Source organism: Chryseobacterium sp. CBTAP 102, from assembly GCF_003201365.1.
Lineage (GTDB): Bacteria > Bacteroidota > Bacteroidia > Flavobacteriales > Weeksellaceae > Chryseobacterium > Chryseobacterium candidae.
Genome location: NZ_QICX01000016.1, coordinates 20,477 through 39,087, shown reverse-complemented (window position 1 = coordinate 39,087; position 18,611 = coordinate 20,477). Strand labels below are relative to the sequence as shown.

The window sequence follows — 18,611 nt, the reverse complement described above, 5'->3', positions numbered from 1 at the left end:
TTGCCCTCTTCGCTATTTTTCCGGCATTACTTTATACGTTGGATCTTCCAGGATATCAACTTCCACTACGGCCTCTGCATTTTTAAGTATTTTCCGGCAGTCTTCGCTGAGATGACGCAGGTGTAAGGTTTTATGATATTGCTTATACCGTTTGGATAATTTGTCCAGCGCATCTATTGCACTCATGTCTACAATGCGGCTTTCTTTAAAATCAACCACCACCTGATCAGGATCATTCATAGGATCAAATTTATCTGTAAACGCTGTTACTGAACCGAAAAATAAAGGTCCGTATATTTCGTAATACTTCACTCCATTTTCATCCTCATATTTTCTGGCTCTGATTCTTTTAGCATTATCCCAGGCAAAAACCAATGCTGAAATGATCACTCCAATCAAGACTGCTAAAGCCAGGTTATGTAAAATCACCGTAACCAATGCCACAGTAACTCCGACGAAGATATCAGACTTCGGCATTTTATTCACAATCCTGATCGATACCCACTGAAAAGTACTGATAGCGACCATCATCATCACTCCAACCAAAGCTGCCATAGGAATTTTCTCTATGACTGATGCTCCGCACAGAATAATGATTAAAATTAACAATGATGCAATAATCCCGGATAATCTGGCTCTGGAACCGGCGTTAAGATTCACCAGCGTTTGCGCTACCATTGCACATCCACCCATTCCGCCAAAGAAGCCATTGGTAATATTAGCCAGCCCCTGAGCTACGGATTCTTTATTTGCATTTCCTTTTGTATTGGTAATTTCATCTACCATGGATAATGTCAGAAGGGATTCAATAAGACCTACTCCTGCCATAATTAAGGCATAAGGGAAAATAATCTGTAACGTTTCCAGCGAAAAAGGAATCTGCGGGATATGAAAATCAGGAAGATTTCCACTGATATGAGCAATATCTGCTACCGTTTTTGTCGGAATATTAAATCCGAGAACAATTGCAAAGACAATTATAATTGCCACAAGAGAGGCTGGGACAACTTTTGTGATTTTCGGAAAAAAATAAACAATTGCGATTGTAAGAGCCGTTAAGCCTGCCATGATATACAAAGGCATTCCCTGCAGCCAGCTTATCCCACCATTACTATCCGTGATTTTGAACTGTTCTACCTGTGCCATGAAAATAATAATAGCCAAACCGTTCAGGAATCCGTACATAACGGGTTGTGGAATCAGCCTTACAAATTTCCCCAGTTTAAAAATTCCTACCATCATCTGAAGGATTCCGGCAAGTGCTACGGTGGCAAAAAGATATTCTATCCCATGAGATTGTATTAAAGCAATCAGCACAACAATAGTTGCTCCTGCTCCACCGGAAACCATCCCCGGACGCCCTCCTAAAACAGCTGTTACCAATCCCATCATAAAAGCTGCATAAAGCCCTGTAAGAGGAGACAAACCGGCCAGGATAGCAAATGAAAGAGATTCAGGAATCATCGTCATCGCTACAGTAAAACCAGCCAGCAATTCATTTTTATAATTGATTTTTTTCGAAAAATCGAATAAGCTTATAGTATTTTTCATTGATAGGCAAAGGTATGGACTGTCCCGATGGTACACAATTTTTTCTTTTTATGATTTTTTGAGAAACAAATCCGCCATTTAAATAATTCCCACATCAGTTCTTATAATATGTTAATTTTAATTAAAATAAATATATAATCTATAATTTTTATATTTATGATTCTTTTTACTTCTTATTTTTGTCTACATTTGAAAAAGAATAAGCAATTATTCGGTACTAATTTAAAATTCAATGTGTAAAAAGCTGTTTATCAGTTTATCTGCAGCTTTAACTCATAGAATTGCATAAAACCTTAATAGGTTATATATTATTTGACACAAATGGCAGGAAAAGAAGTTTGAAAGAGAAGAAGAGAAAACCATTGAAAATAAAGAATATATTGCAAGTACATTAAGGCGATCCCTACCCGCCTGTTATTAAGATATTTAGCAAAATACATATCCACTTTTATAAGATAAATAGTAGTCTTATAAAACCTATTTTAGTATTCTTAAATCATTGTTTCTATTGTTAATCAATTTCAAATTTCTGTGAATTATTCCCTGCAAAGCATAATATATACAGCACCTATTCTCGTTTTTTTATATATAAATTTAAACAAAAGAACAATATTCAGTAAAAATGTTATATAAAGAAATCCATATTGGGAAATTTATAAAGGAAAGAGTTGATGAAAATGAAATTACAGTAGAGAGGATATGCAAATTTTTAAGTAAAGATGAAGAGACTGTTGAAATGATGTATGACAGCAAATCAATGGATACGGATCTTCTTTTAAGATGGAGCAAGTTACTGGAATATGATTTTTTCAGACTTTACAGCTCACATTTGATTTTATACGCCCCTCCTTCTGCCATTAACAAAAACCAGCAGAAATCCGAAAAAACGCCTTATTTCAGGAAAAATATTTATACTCAGGAAATCAAAGACTTTATCATGAAAAGAATTCTTTCCGGTGAGATGACCCATAGTGAAGTGATTAAAGAATATTCTATTCCGAAAAGTACCCTTCACAGATGGCTTCAGAAGAGTGATAATGCAAACGGATAAACAGATAAGACATGCGTCCCAATTATAAAAAAATTTACCTGGATATGCTTAAAACGGAATATCCTGAAAAGCTGAAAGATCCGAAAATCAAAGAACTTCTTGAAAAGCTTAATACCAGTGAGGATGTGCTTAAATTCAATGAAAAACTGTTCAAGCAGTCCAGAGAAAATCAAAAACTCAAAACCTATGACAAACAGACTATGCTAAAATTACTGCAGTATCAGAAAAAGCATGGTCATTCCATAAGTTATATGTCCAGAAAATATAAAATAAGCAGAACTACTCTTTCTAAGTGGAAAGTGATGTTTGAAGAAGAGCTTGAAGATACAATGAAAATTGCCGGTAAGTAAACTACCGGCTTTTTTTAAAGGTAATAGTAAGGAAAAAACGGGCTAACGTTTGCCGGAGTCGAACCGGATAACCTTGCCGGAGTGACCGGCTTCGCTATTCCTCCCCTAATTGTGTTACGATGAATTTTTTCCTAACGACACTTCAAAATAGTAATATAAAGAAGCTGGAAGTGGAAAGAAGAAAGAGGTTAAAGCCGATAATCTATCTGACTTTATAGAAAATTATATACAAAGATCTTTCAACGTCCCACTTCCGGCTTCTTGTATGATAAGACAAGGCGATATGCGAATAATGCAGTCGTGCTCTAACCAGCTGAGCTACTCTTCCTATATAGACTGTGTTTTTTTATTGTGGAAGAGACGGGACTCGAACCCGTGACCCCATCGTGATGAGCGAAGTAACATTTTTCTACGGCACTTGTTTGTTTTTAAAATAAAAAAGAGGCTAAGTTCGAAAAGACTTATACAAGATCACTTTCATGAGCTTTCTGGAATCGAACCAAATTAAACCGAAGCAGGCCTTTTCTACGGCACTCTTTTACAAATCAAGGTAATATTTTTAGAATCTTCCGTGCATTTGCTCTACCTCCTGAGCTACTTCTCCTTTTCGAGGGAAAAGGCAGGATTCGAACCTGCGACCCAATGTTTATTCAATCTCGAAGTATGATTCCAAAACGACACCTGATTTTAATTTTTCCATTGGGTTTTTCTGTATTTCTTCCAACATCGCTGGAACTTTGTATACGTTGCATTCACCACTTCAAAACCGTGTGGAAAACATCGCGAACAACCCATTTCATTTCCATATAAGATTCTGGAAATCTGTACACCGGAAATTTTCTTTGGGAAGTCAATCAATTCATATTCATTGAATCCGAATTTCTTTCTTAACGCTTTAGCTTTTTTCATAAGTATTGAGTATTAACCTCAATACAGTGCTTCTTTTAGATCTGGTTTATGATTATTCATGGTTATTCGTTTTATTCTTTACAAATTTATATTCTTAGTGCGCATTCTTTTTACGCATTTGTTTTTTTATTAAAAACCAAGTAACAATGTATAAGAGTTTTTGATTCGATTCAAATTAAAAGTTTGATGATGGAACTCTTATGAACGACATTGGTCAGCTACCGGGCAATCTGGTGAAAGACTTTGTCAGTTTGGAATCGAAGTAAGTCTTTCTAACGGCACCGGTAATATTAACACTGCAAAATTATATTGTAAGTACGCAATCTTTTTACGCAGTTTTATTTTTAATAATAAAATAATGATGAAATCACTTCGAAAAGTTTTAAAACACCTAAAATGGGAAGTAAAATAATAAATCCGATCAATAAAAAGATTCCGATTTTACTTAAAAAATCTGTTTTATCTTCTGAATAGTTTCCTTTCTCTCTTGTTTTGGTTTTGAAAACAGGAATCTGTTTTGTGATTCTAAGACTATTCTGTTCAAGTTCAGTGATTACTTTCAATGCATATTCATCAAGCAGATTTTTATCTCCTCTGAAAACAATGTCTTTTAAAATGGCATTTCCTGAATTGCTTAAAGACTTTATGTAAATCTGTACTGCATTTTCCATTTCATTATTCTCCGGTGCAGACAGAATCCAGAATTTACCTGCTTCATCAAGAAATCCTGCTTCAAAGTAAATATACCCTAACTTTTTTCTCAGGGAAAGATCATCAGGAAACTGATTGATCATATTTCTCAATCTGTCGCATGCCTTTTTCTTTCTGCCTTCTTTAAGATCCTGTTCAATTCTGTACAATAAATTTCCCATTGTTATTTTGCCGTTTTATTTTTTATTTACCTATTGGTTCATTTTGCCTTGAAGCAAAAGAACCAAAAGTTCAAGACCTGGAAACTCCGGCTAAAAATAACCTACACGCTCTAAAAATTCTAAAACTTGCGCGAATGTTATATTAGTTCTTCGTTTCACCTTCTGTGTCGCGCTTCAAACAATAGAATTTTCTTACCATTCGTATAGCTTATTTTCTTAACCCTTCCGTTTTCTATTTCACATTTCCATAGTTCTCATCGCTGGAGATTTCAACTTTTTATTATTATTCTTCATATACATTCTGTTAAATTTTACAAAGAACTATTACTTCATGATCAAGAAGAATTCACCATTTTTAATTTATAATTTTTTTATTCCTAGCCCCGATTGCAACGGCATCCTTTTTCTGAATGGCTTGAAGAAAGCTTTGGCGAAAAAGATAGAGTGGAAAGCGGGATTAAGCTCCTGAATATATTGATTATTTTATTCTATATGTTAAAAGCAGTGCCTGTTACAGCACTACTTTCTGAATCATTTTCACTGCCGATTTTTTGTCTTCCAAAGCATTCAGTACATCGAAAATTTTGTCTGACCAACCTGCAATTAGGTGTACATCATCCTTCCTGATATCAAGCGGCTGCGTACCATAACCTGCCAGGTCAAAAATATACAGCTTTGCATGAGGCGCGATGGCTTTGTACTTTTTCCACACGTCTTCAAAGGAGTTTCTGTTTCCTGTGCTATCCCATAGCTGAGTATCCGTGAACAGCATGACTTTATCTACCTGTTCTCCTCTTTTGATGAGATCTTCAATGACCAGATAACCATTGGTAGAGTATCCTACTTCACCTTCACGTTTGTAGAATGCATCTACATTCCTTAAAATACCATTTTTCGGCATTGGAACTCTTAACCAGCGGTCGCCGAAGATACCTGTTACCACATTTTTACACTGTGACTGGAGGATCATGGACATCAGCAATCCGATATCATACAGCAAAATTTTACTTTTACCGGAAACTGCTTTCTGCATAGAGCCTGATACGTCGGCAGCAATCACTACCGAAGTTTCAAAACCAAAACCTTTGATATTTCTGGCACTCACTACAACAGCATTTTCCAATGCTTCCAATACTGAGGACAGGTATGGAGAATCGATATTTTTTAATTCTCTGTAAGCAGCAAGAAACCGGAATGGGAGCTGTTTTGAATTGGATACTGCTCTTTCATCGGAAAGATAGGCGCATACTTTTTTCATAGCATCAGAAGACACTCCGACTTCCAGGATATTCCTCAGGTTTCTCATAGTTGCCATATAACCCAATTTGTTGCTGAAGATCAATTCTTCCCACTTGTTTCTGAAAGCCAGTTTTCTTTCTGCATCATCTGCAAATTTCGCTTGGCCCAGAACGGAAAGCTCCACTTCCCAGGTATAAGGTGTTTCCAGTGTATTGTTGGCAATTTTATTGAAAACTGTTTGCTGATTTTCATCTTTAGCTTTCGGGTGTACCAGGAATAATGCGTCTTTCAGGGTTACTTCCGCTTTTCTGTTATATTTTGCGAACTGGTATTCATCAAATTTATTGAATGATTTCACCAGACCTTTCTGAATCTGCTTTGAAAGCTTGTTCAGTTTTTTGGTATCTGTTCTTTTGTTGGCAAGCTGGTAATATGCCAGCAATTCTGTGATTTCATCTGCTCTCTGCACGACTCCGTCTACTGTTTTGCTTACAAGGTCTGTACCGGAAGTCCGCTTTGCCAATTCGGTTGTTAAAACCAATGGAATGGATCTTAAGTACATATTTTTTCTAGCATATACGGCCAGTTTTGCCACAAATTCAGGATCATTTTTTTTGATCAGAGACTGGATTCTCACCAATCTGTCATTTCCTTTTTCATAATTGGCATCGGACAGTCCTGTTGTAACAACAGCACTATACAACTCTTCTGCAGGTGTCATGGCATATGCTTTTGCACCTTCATAGTTCTGTACTACTTTATTTTCTTTTCTTAAAAAATTAAATTTCATGGTTACTGTTTTTATTGTTAAACATGGAAAGGATTAATACTTCCTCTCTGATTTCTGATGCAAAGTAAAAACGATATTACGCAACCTTTTTGCGTAGTAATTTTTTCTTTGATTTTTTAAATTTTTATTTTTGAAAGGTGATTGAAAGGAGATTTAAATTCGATATAATAATTGAATAACTGTAGCAGATTTTAAGTTTTGGCTCTAAAGCCCACCTCTATTGAATTAACATTAAAAAAATATTGATATTCAACAAGAATCTAATTCTTAATTATAAACTCCTTCTATTATTCATTTTCAAGAAAGGAATCGTCTATACTACGTTTTCCGGCAAAGGTTTTCTAGCTTTGCTTTTATTAAAATTGAACTATGATTAAAGGAATATATGAAACCCATGTTCAGGTAAGCAATCTGGAAAATGCGATACTGTTTTATACGGAAGTATTAGGGCTAAGGCTAGCTCATAGGGATGAAACCAGGCCTATTGCTTTTTTATGGGTGGGAGAAGAAAAGGAATTTATGCTGGGATTATGGGAGCAAAAGGAAAATCTTCAGACCAGACATTTTGCTTTTTCCAGCAGTAAGGAGGATATTTTGAATTATTCTGTGGAGTTTCTAGAAAAAAAGAATTTAAAACCTTACAATTTTCTGAAAAACGGAAGTACAGAGCCTATGGTATTTGCATGGATGCCTGCACTGGCTATTTATTTTAATGATCCTGATGGAAACCAGCTTGAGTTTATTTCTATTCTGGAGGGTGAAGGCAGACCGGAACTGGGAGTACTGAGCTATGAGGAATGGATGAAGCAGACTGGTAATTAATAAGACACTAATACAACACAGTGGCGCAAGATGTTGCGCCTTTGTGCTGCTCAACAAAATGATAAAATGAGCATCAGTAGTATTTAAACATTAACCAGTCTTTTTACCGCCAATACATGTTTACAGGGACCTCTTTCTCCCTGATATTTACTGAACCATTCGCAGGTACAACGCTCTTTTTCTTCTTGAATGATTACTATATGATGTACCCCGGTTCCTTTTACTCTGGCTTCTGTTCTTTCTTTATTATTATTTAAGATTTCTACTTTTCCGTCCTCTATCAATTTCTGAGCATTTTTTATACGAGGATTGAGTCCAATAATACGGTTTAATTTAAAAGGAAGTCTACGATAGAAAAATTCTCTGTCATCAAGATCATAACCTAGTAATCCCATTGCGGCAAGCCTGCCTGTAATATTTTCAACTTTATCAAAACTGATATGCTCTTCCAAGGCAAGTCTGCGGGGATTAAAAGACTGATTGGCATAGGCATATTTATCCAATGCATCAATCCATTCATCAGGAACATCTGAAATCAGACTATCCAACACTGCTCCTTCACCTGAAAAACCTCTCCAGCATTCTCTCGATAAAGAAAAACTAAACCGGATATTTCCCATACTGAGTTGCCATGTAGTAGACTGCATATTAACATGTGCAAAAACCTGCATACCATCAATATAAGGAAGAAGGGGTTCTAAAAGACGAAGCCTGTGAAGTCCTCCTATGCAAACAGAATCCGCAGATTGTACCGGAGAGAAAACAGGTTTATTTCCTCTCACAATTAAATAATAGTCTGACTTCACCACTCCTTTCGGCATTCCTCTAAACAATTGCTGTGTCTGGATTTTATTGAAGGTATGAAGCTTTTCTGATTCTGATAAATACACCTGAACGGTTCCCAGTCCTTTGATCCATTTTACAGGCAATGGCACTTTTCTTTCTGTTATTTTACTTTCCTCTTTGTATAGGCCCACTTCTTTTTGTCCTACAGAAAGTATAATTTTTTCATTAGGACGGATGCTTCCTAATGCAGTTATCATGGGCTGATTGAAATCCACATTCGTTGTTCCGTTTTCAAGAAACTCTCCATCCAATCCCTCTGGCAGCATATCTACTCTTGCATACACTCCCGCACAATGAGAAAAACCTTCCAACCTTAATCTTTCATTTCCTGCCGTCACTATGGGATCTTTAAGAAGTACCATCTGAAACGGAGACAGGTTAAAGCTGGATTTTACAATATTGGAAAGCGTGATCAGACATCGGGCCAAAATAAAGGGCTGCCCTACATTTCCCCAGAAAAAACAGGGAGCATCAGTGTTTTTATGTATCTCACTGTACTTGGCGAGAAATAATTCTTCAAGAGCACCTTTCTTAACTAAAGCGGATGCTCCTGGATAGTTGTAAAAAAGCGTATCTTCCATAATCTATTTTTTCAGAAGAAGATTCCCTATTTTTTTTAGACTTGAGCTTTCTTTCCAGTGGTTTAATTTTTTCATGACTTCTTTATGAACCGATGAATGGTTTAAAGCCAATACTTCATGGTAGATTTCCAGAATTCTTTTCAGGTTGGTAACCGGTTCTTCCATTTGAAGCAAAATACTGGAAATCAATTCCTCAAGAGCAATATTATGGTTTTTACTTACATTAAGCATGTGGTGCTGCATAAGATCGGTTAATCTTTTCACCGGGGCCCATTCTAATTTTTCGTGTAAACCAATCACTCTTCCCAGCCTTGCATTATCCATCATCTGGCAAGAAACATGTTCAAGCCATATTTCAGCCGCCGTTCCCCGGATCGTCTTATCACTGTCCAGGAAAATAGTTCCAAGAAACAAATAGCCAATTTCATCCAGAGGTTTTTTGATCTGATAAAGCGTATTCGCAGTATTCAAAACAAGACTTCTTTCATATACTTCTGCAATTCCTGAATAGAAAAGGCAGTATTTAATTACTTTCGCCAGAGCATTTGCAGGTGTATTGGGGAAACAAAGCATCAGCGCTGGAATTTCATTAAGCTCTTTCTGTTCGGCAACGAAATATTCCATGAACAAAGGTTCTTTTCTTTTTTCGAGATGATATTTTGGAATCGTAATATTCAGCTCCACCGGATAATAAGAGTTTTTCTTATTGTCAATAGTTTTCCACTTATAAGCGCCTGAGAAGAATTCTGCAGGAATACTATTATATCCGAGAGTTTTGAACTGCTCAAAAAAGGTTTCGGGGGAACGTGTAATCCCAGCTGTTATCCACCATGAGGGATGTATAAACGTCCCTTCGGGCTGTACATTTTTACCAAAGAAGAAAAGCAGTAATTCTTTATATTCCCCTTTTAATCTTTTCTCAACTTCTTCAATTGCTTTTGAGGTATCATCTAAAGCACAACGCTGCAGGGCAAGCTGAATATCCAGATGATGAGGCTCTGTATTATTATTCTGATAATTCTCCAATCTCTCAACAAGGGTTACAGGAGAAATCCAGCATGGGGAATGGGTAACGGGAAACAACAAAGGAATCTTATCCCCGGATTTTATTTTGTCAACAGCATATATCGCAATATCCTTAAAAGCCTGTCTTGCGGGACAATCTGCTCCAACATCTTCTATCGGACCTAATTTTTTCTGATAATTGGAATAAGATTCTCTTGCCGCTTCCTCCTCTTTGGTTTTCTGATATATTTTTTCCAGATTCTTTAGCTGAATCGGATATTTTTCCATTAAAGCCAACCCATAATTGATGATTGCATTGCATAATAAAACATTCAGATAAGGAACTTCCCATTTTGCTATAGTTTTACAGGCTTTCAAAAATACAGGTTCTATCAGTTTCACAGATTCAGCATCTACATCTCCTGCAAATTGGATAAATCCCGTCAAAGCAATATCACAATGATAACTGTATGGATCATCCATTGCCACAGGCAGATAGAACATCAGATCTTCAAAATTCTGAAGTACCTGCACTGCATTTTCATCTGCAGCCAGCAGTCTCTTTTCGGAGTCTATTACCTCAAGTTCCGGCTGTTTCTCTTCAATATATTTTATCAAGAGAGGACGCACATTCGTCAGTATATTATCTGAATAATGAGAAAGAGCCTCTATCATATTTTCTGAAGCCGGAATATATTTAAGGATAATCTTTGCTGCTTTTGACTGTATACCATCATCTTTACTAACAAATGCTGTACTTAATGCCATTCCAAGCATGTCCGGATCCACCTTCTTTCTCTGAAATATTTTTTCTGTAAGTACCAGACTGGAAACCACTACTGTTTTTACCTCTGAACTGAGTAAATTGGGCAGGTAATGTGAAAATTCCTCACTCTTAAATTCAGATGTTCCAACAATTTTTTTCAGATGTGATAATATTGTATTCACCGCTTTTGACTGTGAAGAAACAAGCCCTGCAAGCAGGTCATCCTGCAGATCAGACAATTCTTCTTCCGTTGGCTTTAATGAGGTAAATGAATCCATAAACCAGCCCGTGACATTTTTATTAAAGTTTCTGTTGGAGGCCAGAAGGCACTCTCTCAGAAATCTTTTTCTTTCAATCTTCTTATCAGCAATAAGCTTTTGAACAATAGGAAACCATTCTTTACGGAAAGGCAAAGATCGGGAAGGGAATTCACACAAATACCAAAAATGAGTAGCAAGTGTTTCGGGGTAATGGTCAAGATCTGCCGGGTAATTGCTAAGATGATGTCCCAATAATTCGGGTTTGGGCTGCACATATCCTTTCTCCGTCCATCCTAAAATATCTTTATAATTAAATGCTGTAAATTCAGCTTCAACTGATTCATTGATAAAATCTGAAAACCAATCCGGGCATCCCCATTCCAGTATCTGCTCGGTCTGTTCCGCATTACGGAAAAGGCTCCAATAGTTTTTACCAAAATTCTTTTTGTCCATGCAGACAAATGAAGCAATATCTATAATGGAATGCTGGCTCACAGATCCCGCCGTGTGGTAGGAGTTTTTAGTCATTACAATTTTACTGATCTCACGGTCCATTTTCTTGATAGATGGTATCAGTGTTTTCCTTTCTTCAATACTAAGCTCTTTTAGAAAGGGGATAATCTCATGTACTTTTTCCTCATTAAGGATCTCATAAAGTCTTTCTTTCATGTGCTTTAATTTGATGTATAAATTTGTTTCAGGTTATTTATTTTTTTCCATTCTTCAGGCGGTCTGACAAAAATTTTCTCCGGTTCAAACCAATTTTGCTCTACCAGTTTATTATAGAGCGAAAGGAACTTTTTACTATTAAAAACCTTTCTCTCAACTGCTGAAAGAATGGAGAACAGCAGTTTACTTAAGGCAGCATTACATCTGATTTTCAAATGAATAAGTTTAAAAATCCCATATGCAGGTGTCTGTACAGGCTTACATTCAAAGCTGGACTTTTTGTGGATTACTGTTTTCCGTTCCTTTTCTTTATAACAACCTGAAAACACTGTATCCAACAGGGGGTCAAAAGCTTTACCACCGCAAGCTTCATATTTTTCAAACTGTCCCAGAGACAGAAATAAATAAAGCCTCGTTATGGAAAGTAAATTCATCTTCATTTCAACATTTAAAACCATTACATACCCTTCAATACAATACTGATATACAGAACTTAACAATAATCTGCTATTTCTTTCCTCTGAAAACAGAGTCTGAAAAACAGGTCTGCTATATAAAATTCTCATCAGAACATTATCATAAACACCTTTCTAAAAATTGAATAAATCATTTATAAAAGAGGGATTTTCAGGACTGTAATATTTAAAGAATCCGGTGTCAAAATGATCTGATAAATATCTCACCGGAATTTTTTCTTTATATTCATGATCTCCTTTGCAATTAATCAACAGTTTAATTATTTTGCCTCAAAACCTTCCTTAATAAACATCCATTTATTCTCATTGGCTAAAATAAAAAAAAATGGCTGACAGACAGTAAATTATCCCATAAAAGTGATTTTTTTAACAAATATTAAGTTAATAAAACAATGCCTGACAAAGCCTTTAGCAAGATAAAAATAATTCCCTGTTTAAAGATATAAAATTAAAAAACAGCTAAAAGCACCATATAATGACATTTACACAACATTTGGTGTCTTATTTTAAGTATTGATAAAGTTTTACAACAAAATTATCCTACCCTGCCGATACGTTAATTTTTTTTAAAATAATAACAAAAGAACTGCAATCCGTTACAATGCCGCAGAAGATTTAGGGTTTCTGCAATATTGTAACGGATTGCAGGAAAGGAATGGGCAATATAACTTTTATAATTGATCTCCAACAATACCCCATTTTACAAAAAAAGCTGTCTCAAACCAAATTATTCGACATTTGAGACAACTCTTCTTTTTTATCTGTTTATTTCAGATTATTTAGTAATTCTGCAAACACCAATGTAGAATCTTTGCAATGTTCTTTGCGTCATCTACTCCTCTGTGGTGGGTACCTTCTAAAGTCATACCCAATTCCCCCAAAGCTCTGTTCATTCCGACACTTTTCCTGATGGTAGGATGGATTTCACCAAATAAGGTCTTCACATTGATGTGATCATCACTCATGGGATAATCTGTGTAGAATCTTCTTGCCTGATCCTTCAGCATATTCAGGTCATAGTTACCATAACTTGCCCATGTCAATTCTTCGGAATCATATTCTGCTCTCAGGATATCGAAAGCATCATCCAGCATGATGCCTTCATGATCCAGCATATTTTGGGTAAGAGTGGTCAATTCCGTACAGAAAGGACTTACTTTTGAATATTGGGGTTTTATTAAAATCCCTTCATTTTTTGAGATCTTACCCGTTTTTGCATTTATAATGCATACCCCGATTTCGATGATCTCACTTTCCTGACCTCTTGGCGGCCGGTTTTCCCAACACGTTGCTTCAAGATCTACTATTAATATATTTTCTGTTGTTTTCACTTGTTTAAAATTTAATTGTTAAAGATTGGAAGATGGATGCGGGAAGAGGAACGTTTTACAGTGTTGATTTACTTCCAACCTCCAGCTTCTATCTTCCAGACTAATTACGGTTTACAGAATTTCACTTAAAATTCTGGCTGTATTGTAAGCATCGTCTGCTCCGCTGTGATGAGTGCCTTCAAAATCCATATTTAAATAACTCAAAGCCCTTTTAAGACCTATCTGTTTGTGGAGATTGAAATGTCTTTTAAATTCATGCATCACATTCATATAGTTTTCCGAAAAAGGACTGGTTATTCCGAGCCAGTCACACTGTTCTGTGATCTGCTCTCCATCAAAGTTTCCATATCCTGCCCATGTAAGTGTTGCAGTATGGTATTGATCTCTGATCATTTCACAGGCCTCTTCGAAATAGATCCCTTTTTGTTCTATCAGCTGCGGAGTAATTCCTGTCAGTTTTGTACAGAATCTATTGATTTCTGACCGTTCCGGAATGATGTAAATGCTTTGTTTTTGGGAAATTGCTTTAGATGTTAAGTTTAATTTGCAAATTCCTATTTCTATAATATCGACCTTTTGCCCGGTGGGAATTCTGTCGTTTTCCCAGCATGTAGCCTCCAGATCAATGATGATGATCTCATTGGTTGTTTTCATGATTTTTTTGAAATCAGGAGCCAGAGGTTAGAAGTTGGTTAGGTTTCCACTTCTCCTAGCCTTCTGCTTCCTTTCCATTATTAATTATTAATTTCTTGGAGCAAATGGTGGTGTCCATTTTTTCCTCTTCATTAATTCTTTGACTTCCTCATAGGAAACCGGATAAAAATTGTGGCAGTCTACTCCAACGTCAAAACTGAGTGCCATTTCATCATCCGGCAAAGTTCCGTGCGAATGGCCGTATAATTGCCAGACTCCGCGGTGTGAGCCATTCCAGGTACGCATGGCGTAATGGAAAAGAATGATTTTCTGTTTACCGTTGTTTTGGTCCGGGTCATCAATTTTCAGTTCGTGGTAATCTCTGATGGACGCAAAACGTTTGGGATAAGTTAATGCTGCACCTTCATGATTGCCTTTGATCAGATGAATATCGCCATGTAAACGGTCTAAAATTTCTTTTGTAAAATCCGGTTTTCCTAAACTCATATCTCCTAGATGGTAGACTGTGTCGCCAGGTTCAATTTTCTCATTCCATCTTTTAATGAGCTCTTCATTCATATGGTCCAGTGATTCAAAAGGTCTTTCTGAAAACTTTATAATATTCTCGTGACCAAAATGATGGTCTGCTGTAAAAAATATATTGGGTTTCATTTTTTTAATTGTTTTTTCTTTTTAAAACCACCCCGTCAAAAATTCTTTGAATTTTCGCCACCCCTCCAAAGGATGGGAATTGTCACACTTTCATGAGTCCCGTTTCTCTTTAATACAATGAAGTGTTTTCGTTCTTCTGACTGTGATGGATACTTATTATACATAAAAAAGTTTCGGTAAAAAATTACCGAAACTATACTTTAAGAGTCATCAACTCTTCTTTTATAAAATCAATGACTAAAGAATTCAACTTTTTGTTGATCCTTTTCTGCTCTTCTTTTTCAATAGCTGTGAAAGCTGCCGGGAAGTCCTTTTGAAAGTCTTCTAAAATATCCTGTGAAAAAAGACCAATCACCTTACCTATCATTTTAGGTTCGAATTCGCCTATTTTACTTACCACATTATTCAATCTGTTGGCTGTAGCATATTTTTGGATTTCTTCCCAGATTTCATACGCTTTTTCACTGAAATGAACCTGTTTATGAACAGTTTTACCTTCTTTTTTAACCATTTTGGACTTTTCTACCCATTTTTCATTCTTATTTTTCAGAATAATTCTGGCACCGTTTCCAAAGTATCTGGTTTTCAAAGTTTTTACGATGGTTCCTTCACACCTATTGTCTTCCAACTCGGGTAATCCCAGCAAGGCCGGAATTTTTGAATTGAAAACATTAGGGAATTTTAAAGCTTCTTCCAGAGTTCCCTGAAACAAAATTTTAGCATAGAAAAATCCTGTCTCTTCAAAAATCTGATTGATCACTTCTGTATCCAAATAGGTAATCCCATTTAGTTTAATATCGAAAGCGTAAAATTCGTTGTGAGGGGCATACTCAATGCCTTTCTGTACCTTCACAGCATCTTTTACAGGTTCTACATCTTGATGTTTGTATCCGCCACCGAACAATTCACCGTAGATCACTACAGTTTCTACATTCGGGTAAATGGCTTTCACTTTTTGAAACACTTCTATTACATTTTTTCTGTAGCGTTCCAACATCTGATGGGCATTGAAAAATTTCTCATCTTTTTCGATGAAAGCAGTTCTCTTCGCAATTTTAATTTCCTTTCCGTCGGTAAAGAAAGAGAAATTAGCTCCGTGAACTTTTTCCTGTACGATGAAAACCTCATCCCCAAAACCCTGCATCCTGATCTGTTCGATCACGCGGGCCTGGTAAGCATTTTCTATAGCGTTATATGTTTTAAAAATCATTTTGTTTTAGTTTTTAATTGTTTCTGTTTCATTTTTCTTCATCTGGGTAATGTGTCTCCGGGCATGAAGTGTAAGGAAATAAATATATTCATATACATTAATTTTTCCCAGCTCATTCACTGTCATTGTAGTTTTATACAAAAGGCCTTCTCCATTTTTCATAACTTCAAGATAATTTAAGCATTGAAGATATTGCTGATGTAATAAACTTCTGATTTCATTCAGACTCCAATCTCCTTTCGGCTCCATATGTTCTGGTCTTATCCATTCAAAAGCACCATATTCTCCTACTTTGTCAAAATTTTCTTTATTGAAACTGTAGTTTTTTATTTCAGATTCCAGATCAAGATCCAAAGAATTCTTCATTGCTTTTTTGAAACCTTTTTCAATAAGGATCAGCAGGTAAAAATTCGTAAGATAAATATGTTCTAAAATCTGCTGAACCGTCCAGCCTCCATTTGAAGGCTGATGATTCAACGTTTTTTTATCTTTTTCAAACCATTCATCCACATCGTTAAATGTGAGTTTCAGATAAGTTTTTATATCTTCAATAAATCTAAAAATGTCCATTACAATTTTTTAAAGTTTTGCAGCAGGCTTAAGATATTTTCCTTTCCTACCGGATTCATGGAGTGGCAATAGAATTTGGGAAGGTCCAGATAATTGTCCATGCAATATTCTATCAGCCATTTGGCACAGTCGTATCCTGTTTTTTCAACAAATTCCCGGGAATCCTGTTTTAAATAGTGCTCGTCTGCAAGGTCATGGTCAAAAGAAATCATTTCCGGAAGTCCCTTTTCCAAAATCCTGTTGACAAACTGCTCGTAATTACGAACGATATGCCAGTCGCTTCTGAGGAAAATATTCTGTTGGTTATAATGATAGACCTCAATAGGATATCTTATATCATCCAGAAATAATAGTCTTTTTGCTTTTTCCATGATTTTTTTAATTTGAAAAATAAATGTTCAATGCTTTAATCACGCTTTTCACATTCGTATTCGGATAAAATCCGGAACTGTTGATACAATTTATTTCAACAATTTTCCAACCTTCTTCCGTTAAACAAATATCCATTACAAAAGCTTCTTCAAGATTAAAAAGTCTGATCATTTCATTAGCAAAACTCAATCCGTCTTCTGAAACTTTTTCTTCAAAAGGAGCGTTATCATTAAACTTATAATATCCTCCATCAATAATCTGTCTTCCAACAATCCAAAGCCTTGCTTCTTTTATCGTTTGTTTTACTTCAGAAAACTGTATCAATGAATCTCTATTAATTCTATTATTTTCTGACTTCAATGCTTCAAATACGAAATCTTTCCATTCTGTTTCCGTGAAAACTTTTCCTGTAAAAATTTTTGCTTCATTGTATGGTTTAATGAATTTTATTTCATCTTTTTTCCAATTCAACTGTTCGGAAATTGGATGAACAGAAACATTATCATTAAGCAGGTTTTCACCATAATATTTTGAATATATTTCATACTGATGATTTCCTCCGTAAAAAGAACCGGGAAACCAGTCTTTATTTTGTTTTGCCAATCTTGCAATGGTCACCGAACCGTATACAAAAACATCTTTCCTATCTGTTTCGAAATCTATTTTCTCTGCAGTTGGCGGAATATTAATTACATCATAATCAATATTCAATTCTTCCAGTGCATCAAAAATTTTATAGTGATCCGGATCTAAATACACATTAGCCTGAACTAAAAAATACATGGTTTTTAATTTTTTAAGGTTCTTTTTACTTACTTTTCACAGTCAGTGACAACTCCAGTTTTGCATCTTCAGGAAACCCTGAAAGACCTGGAATATCATTATATTCTAAAATTATTTTTTCTCCATTTTCTGTTTCCAATACATCAATTGCGACAATGTCTGCCTTTATATATTTCTGTAATAGTTTTACTTTTTCAATCCATTCATCTTCCGGTTTTATGATTTGATATTCCTGGGTTAAGGAGTTGGCTTTCCAATATTTTCCTTTTCTTTTCATTGCCCAAACCTTATCATTTATGGCCAGATATCGAATATCACACTTATAATCAATAAACTTTTCAGTAGTCACATAGTCCTGATGAATAAACAGCAAATCTTTTAGTTCTTCCCATTGTTTTTCTGTTGAAACTAAACTTTTACCATATCCGCCATGATGATTTCCAACTTTTACCACAAAAGGAAATTTCATTTCCAGATTTTTCAGATGCTGAGTACTGGTTGCCACATTAAAGTTAATAACCGGTAATCCTAGCTTTTTAAGGGTATTAAGCATTGTCAGTCTTTCATATCCCATCAATAATGTGGAAGCTGAATTAATGCAAGGTACTCCTGAATAATCAATCAACTCTAAAATATTTCTGTATTTAGGTTCAGGATTGATGGCTCCCAAACGCCAGAAAATAACATCCGGCTTGCAAACCCCATCTACATCTGCCACATACAATGAAGAATCTTTTATTATAAATTCCGATGTCTGAACTTTCTTTTGAACTACATCAAATCCAGCAAAGTATTCCTTCCAGTATTTTTCTCCATTAATAATTAAAACTGTTTTCATTTTTTTGATTAAAAA

18 protein-coding genes and 1 pseudogene are annotated in these 18,611 nt (G+C 35.6%); 3 read left to right on the top strand and 16 right to left on the bottom strand.

Going from position 1 to position 18,611, the window contains the following annotated elements; all coding sequences use genetic code 11:
• Positions 1 to 12: 12 nt before the first annotated feature.
• Entirely contained in the window at positions 13 to 1,551 is a 1,539-nt protein-coding gene (locus C8D70_RS18275; RefSeq protein WP_110368256.1) for a SulP family inorganic anion transporter, read from the bottom strand.
• Positions 1,552 to 2,173: 622 nt separating this feature from the next.
• Here C8D70_RS18275 and C8D70_RS18270 point away from each other — a divergent pair.
• Both C8D70_RS18270 and C8D70_RS18265 read left to right on the top strand, forming a co-directional pair.
• A complete protein-coding gene (locus tag C8D70_RS18270; RefSeq protein ID WP_076596648.1) occupies positions 2,174 to 2,602 on the top strand; it encodes a transposase in 429 nt (142 codons plus the stop codon).
• Between the two features lie 11 nt (positions 2,603 to 2,613).
• Positions 2,614 to 2,952, top strand: a complete 339-nt coding sequence (locus C8D70_RS18265) for a helix-turn-helix domain-containing protein (protein WP_110368255.1) — start codon at positions 2,614 to 2,616, stop codon at positions 2,950 to 2,952.
• 611 nt (positions 2,953 to 3,563) lie between these two features.
• Here the strand turns inward: C8D70_RS18265 and C8D70_RS20930 are convergent.
• The 4 genes and pseudogenes from C8D70_RS20930 to C8D70_RS18250 form a co-directional block, all read right to left on the bottom strand.
• Positions 3,564 to 3,650, bottom strand: a pseudogene (locus C8D70_RS20930).
• Entirely contained in the window at positions 3,640 to 3,861 is a 222-nt protein-coding gene (locus C8D70_RS18260) for a phosphate ABC transporter substrate-binding protein (RefSeq protein WP_076596646.1), read from the bottom strand. The pseudogene C8D70_RS20930 and the gene C8D70_RS18260 overlap by 11 nt, the downstream one beginning before the upstream one ends.
• Before the next feature lie 344 nt (positions 3,862 to 4,205).
• Positions 4,206 to 4,733, bottom strand: coding sequence for a DUF6584 family protein (locus C8D70_RS18255; protein WP_110368254.1), 528 nt, complete (start codon positions 4,731 to 4,733; stop codon positions 4,206 to 4,208).
• Positions 4,734 to 5,244: 511 nt separating this feature from the next.
• On the bottom strand, positions 5,245 to 6,762 hold the full coding sequence (locus C8D70_RS18250; protein ID WP_110368253.1) for a TROVE domain-containing protein: 1,518 nt from the start codon (positions 6,760 to 6,762) through the stop codon (positions 5,245 to 5,247).
• A gap of 369 nt (positions 6,763 to 7,131) precedes the next feature.
• Between C8D70_RS18250 and C8D70_RS18245 the strand changes: the two genes are divergently transcribed.
• Positions 7,132 to 7,584 carry a VOC family protein gene (locus C8D70_RS18245; protein WP_110368252.1) on the top strand — a complete coding sequence of 151 codons (453 nt, stop codon included), beginning with the start codon at positions 7,132 to 7,134 and terminating at the stop codon, positions 7,582 to 7,584.
• Positions 7,585 to 7,667: 83 nt separating this feature from the next.
• Here C8D70_RS18245 and C8D70_RS18240 read toward each other — a convergent pair whose 3' ends face one another.
• From C8D70_RS18240 to C8D70_RS18190, 11 genes are all read right to left on the bottom strand, one after another.
• Complete coding sequence (locus C8D70_RS18240) at positions 7,668 to 9,011, bottom strand: SWIM zinc finger family protein (protein WP_076596642.1); 1,344 nt, start codon at positions 9,009 to 9,011, stop codon at positions 7,668 to 7,670.
• Between the two features lie 3 nt (positions 9,012 to 9,014).
• Positions 9,015 to 11,711 (bottom strand): DUF6493 family protein, encoded by a 2,697-nt coding sequence (locus C8D70_RS18235; protein WP_076596641.1) that lies wholly within the window; start codon positions 11,709 to 11,711, stop codon positions 9,015 to 9,017.
• A gap of 5 nt (positions 11,712 to 11,716) precedes the next feature.
• The gene (locus C8D70_RS18230; protein ID WP_076596640.1) at positions 11,717 to 12,277 is read right to left on the bottom strand and encodes a hypothetical protein; all 561 of its coding nucleotides are present in this window, start codon (positions 12,275 to 12,277) and stop codon (positions 11,717 to 11,719) included.
• A gap of 689 nt (positions 12,278 to 12,966) precedes the next feature.
• A complete protein-coding gene (locus tag C8D70_RS18225) occupies positions 12,967 to 13,518 on the bottom strand; it encodes a 3'-5' exonuclease (protein WP_110368251.1) in 552 nt (183 codons plus the stop codon).
• Positions 13,519 to 13,629: 111 nt separating this feature from the next.
• Positions 13,630 to 14,172, bottom strand: coding sequence for a 3'-5' exonuclease (locus C8D70_RS18220; RefSeq protein WP_076596638.1), 543 nt, complete (start codon positions 14,170 to 14,172; stop codon positions 13,630 to 13,632).
• A gap of 87 nt (positions 14,173 to 14,259) precedes the next feature.
• Positions 14,260 to 14,823, bottom strand: coding sequence for a metallophosphoesterase family protein (locus tag C8D70_RS18215; RefSeq protein WP_076596637.1), 564 nt, complete (start codon positions 14,821 to 14,823; stop codon positions 14,260 to 14,262).
• Between the two features lie 193 nt (positions 14,824 to 15,016).
• A complete protein-coding gene (locus C8D70_RS18210; RefSeq protein WP_110368250.1) occupies positions 15,017 to 16,033 on the bottom strand; it encodes an RNA ligase, Rnl2 family in 1,017 nt (338 codons plus the stop codon).
• A gap of 6 nt (positions 16,034 to 16,039) precedes the next feature.
• Positions 16,040 to 16,603, bottom strand: a complete 564-nt coding sequence (locus tag C8D70_RS18205; protein WP_110368249.1) for a DinB family protein — start codon at positions 16,601 to 16,603, stop codon at positions 16,040 to 16,042.
• On the bottom strand, positions 16,603 to 16,974 hold the full coding sequence (locus C8D70_RS18200) for a cyclic-phosphate processing receiver domain-containing protein (RefSeq protein ID WP_110368248.1): 372 nt from the start codon (positions 16,972 to 16,974) through the stop codon (positions 16,603 to 16,605). The genes C8D70_RS18205 and C8D70_RS18200 overlap by 1 nt, the downstream gene beginning before the upstream one ends.
• A gap of 7 nt (positions 16,975 to 16,981) precedes the next feature.
• Positions 16,982 to 17,758, bottom strand: coding sequence for an ATP-grasp domain-containing protein (locus C8D70_RS18195; RefSeq protein ID WP_110368247.1), 777 nt, complete (start codon positions 17,756 to 17,758; stop codon positions 16,982 to 16,984).
• 25 nt (positions 17,759 to 17,783) lie between these two features.
• On the bottom strand, positions 17,784 to 18,596 hold the full coding sequence (locus C8D70_RS18190; protein WP_110368246.1) for a RimK family alpha-L-glutamate ligase: 813 nt from the start codon (positions 18,594 to 18,596) through the stop codon (positions 17,784 to 17,786).
• Positions 18,597 to 18,611 lie beyond the last annotated feature (15 nt).

Bases quoted from the DNA above. Each gene is read 5' to 3' on its own strand.
- C8D70_RS18275 (WP_110368256.1), bottom strand. From the start codon at position 1,551: ATGAAAAATACTATAAGCTTATTCGATTTTTCGAAAAAAATCAATTAT.
- C8D70_RS18270 (WP_076596648.1), top strand. From the start codon at position 2,174: ATGTTATATAAAGAAATCCATATTGGGAAATTTATAAAGGAAAGAGTT.
- C8D70_RS18265 (WP_110368255.1), top strand. From the start codon at position 2,614: ATGCGTCCCAATTATAAAAAAATTTACCTGGATATGCTTAAAACGGAA.
- C8D70_RS18260 (WP_076596646.1), bottom strand. From the start codon at position 3,861: ATGAAAAAAGCTAAAGCGTTAAGAAAGAAATTCGGATTCAATGAATAT.
- C8D70_RS18255 (WP_110368254.1), bottom strand. From the start codon at position 4,733: ATGGGAAATTTATTGTACAGAATTGAACAGGATCTTAAAGAAGGCAGA.
- C8D70_RS18250 (WP_110368253.1), bottom strand. From the start codon at position 6,762: ATGAAATTTAATTTTTTAAGAAAAGAAAATAAAGTAGTACAGAACTAT.
- C8D70_RS18245 (WP_110368252.1), top strand. From the start codon at position 7,132: ATGATTAAAGGAATATATGAAACCCATGTTCAGGTAAGCAATCTGGAA.
- C8D70_RS18240 (WP_076596642.1), bottom strand. From the start codon at position 9,011: ATGGAAGATACGCTTTTTTACAACTATCCAGGAGCATCCGCTTTAGTT.
- C8D70_RS18235 (WP_076596641.1), bottom strand. From the start codon at position 11,711: ATGAAAGAAAGACTTTATGAGATCCTTAATGAGGAAAAAGTACATGAG.
- C8D70_RS18230 (WP_076596640.1), bottom strand. From the start codon at position 12,277: ATGAGAATTTTATATAGCAGACCTGTTTTTCAGACTCTGTTTTCAGAG.
- C8D70_RS18220 (WP_076596638.1), bottom strand. From the start codon at position 14,172: ATGAAAACAACCAATGAGATCATCATCATTGATCTGGAGGCTACATGC.
- C8D70_RS18215 (WP_076596637.1), bottom strand. From the start codon at position 14,823: ATGAAACCCAATATATTTTTTACAGCAGACCATCATTTTGGTCACGAG.
- C8D70_RS18210 (WP_110368250.1), bottom strand. From the start codon at position 16,033: ATGATTTTTAAAACATATAACGCTATAGAAAATGCTTACCAGGCCCGC.
- C8D70_RS18205 (WP_110368249.1), bottom strand. From the start codon at position 16,603: ATGGACATTTTTAGATTTATTGAAGATATAAAAACTTATCTGAAACTC.
- C8D70_RS18200 (WP_110368248.1), bottom strand. From the start codon at position 16,974: ATGGAAAAAGCAAAAAGACTATTATTTCTGGATGATATAAGATATCCT.
- C8D70_RS18195 (WP_110368247.1), bottom strand. From the start codon at position 17,758: ATGTATTTTTTAGTTCAGGCTAATGTGTATTTAGATCCGGATCACTAT.
- C8D70_RS18190 (WP_110368246.1), bottom strand. From the start codon at position 18,596: ATGAAAACAGTTTTAATTATTAATGGAGAAAAATACTGGAAGGAATAC.